The organism is Arthrobacter cavernae, assembly GCF_017368795.1.
GTDB classification, from domain to species: Bacteria; Actinomycetota; Actinomycetes; order Actinomycetales; family Micrococcaceae; genus Arthrobacter; species Arthrobacter cavernae.
Window position 1 is genome coordinate 1 of record NZ_JAFNLL010000098.1, and the last position, 1,541, is coordinate 1,541.

Sequence of the window (1,541 nt, forward strand, 5' to 3'; positions counted from 1 at the left end):
GCCACGATCTGTGTTCCGGACAGGATGCCATGGGCCCCGGAGGTGCTGGCCACGGAAGCCGGGTTGGCCGGCGGGTACGCCACCGGCGGGTTGGCCGGAGGGTAGACGACCGGCGGGTTGGCCGGCGGGTAGTTCACCGGCGGGTTGGCCGGTGGGTAGGCCGGGGCATGGGCAGCCTTGTTGATGGCCGTTGCGTCGCCGAGCACGGCCAGCGAGGTGGCGCCCAGGGTTATCGGAATCGAAATCGGGGCCACGATCTGTGTTCCGGACAGGATGCCGTCGGCCCCGGAGGTGCTGGCCACGGAAGCCGGGTTGGCCGGCGGGTACGCCACCGGCGGGTTGGCCGGAGGGTAGACGACCGGCGGGTTGGCCGGCGGGTAGTTCACCGGCGGGTTGGCCGGGGGGTAGGCCGGGGCATGGGCAGCCTTGTTGATGGCCGTTGCGTCGCCGAGCACGGCCAGCGAGGTGGCGCCCAGGGTTAGGGGAACGGAAATCGGGGCCACGATCTGTGTTCCGGACAGGATGCCGTCGGCCCCGGAGGTGCTGGCCACGGAAGCCGGGTTGGCCGGCGGGTACATCACCGGCGGGTACGCCACCGGCGGGTTGGCCGGCGGGTCGACGACCGGCGGGTCGGCCGGCGGGGAGTTCCCCGGCGGGTTGGCCGGCGGGTCGACGACCGGCGGGTCGGCCGGCGGGGAGTTCCCCGGCGGGTTGGCCGGCGGGTCGACGACCGGCGGGTCGGCCGGCGGGGAGTTCCCCGGCGGGTTGGCCGGCGGGTCGACGACCGGCGGGTCGGCCGGCGGGGAGTTCCCCGGCGGGTTGGCCGGCGGGTCGACGACCGGCGGGTCGGCCGGCGGGGAGTTCCCCGGCGGGTTGGCCGGCGGGTCGACGACCGGCGGGTCGGCCGGCGGGGAGTTCCCCGGCGGGTTGGCCGGCGGGTCGACGACCGGCGGGTCGGCCGGCGGGGAGTTCCCCGGCGGGTTGGCCGGCGGGTAGACGACCGGCGGGTGGGCCGGCGGGTAGGCCGGGGCATGGGCAGGGGCCTTGTTGATGGCCGTTGCGTCGCCCAGCACGGCCAGCGAGGTGGCGCCCAGGGTTATCGGACTCGAAATCGGGGCCACGATCTGTGTTCCGGACAGGATGCCGGGGGCCCCGGAGGTGCTGGCCACGGAAGCCGGGGGGGCCGGAGGGGCGTTCGCCGGCGGGTAGTCCACCGGCGGGTCGACGACCGGCGGGTTGGCCGGAGGGTAGACGACCGGCGGGTAGGCCGGAGGGTAGACGACCGGCGGGTTGGCCGGCGGGTAGGCCGGGGCAGGGGCCGGGGCCTTGTTGATGGCCGTTGCGTCGCCCAGCACGGCCAGCGAGGTGGCGCCCCGGGGTATCGGAATCGAAATCGGGGCCACGCTCTGTGTTCCGGACAGGATGCCGTGGGCCCCGGAGGTGCTGGCCACGGAAGCCGGGTGCGCCGGAGGGTAGTTCGCCGGCGGGTAGTCCACCGGCGGGTAGACGACCGGCGGGTTGGCCGGAGGGTAGACGACCGG

The 1,541-nt window shown here is 75.6% G+C and carries 1 protein-coding gene; it reads right to left on the bottom strand.

Annotated elements, in window-relative coordinates; all coding sequences use genetic code 11:
* On the bottom strand, positions 1–1,541 hold a 1,541-nt coding region (locus tag J1902_RS18945; protein ID WP_207617917.1), incomplete at both ends, for a hypothetical protein.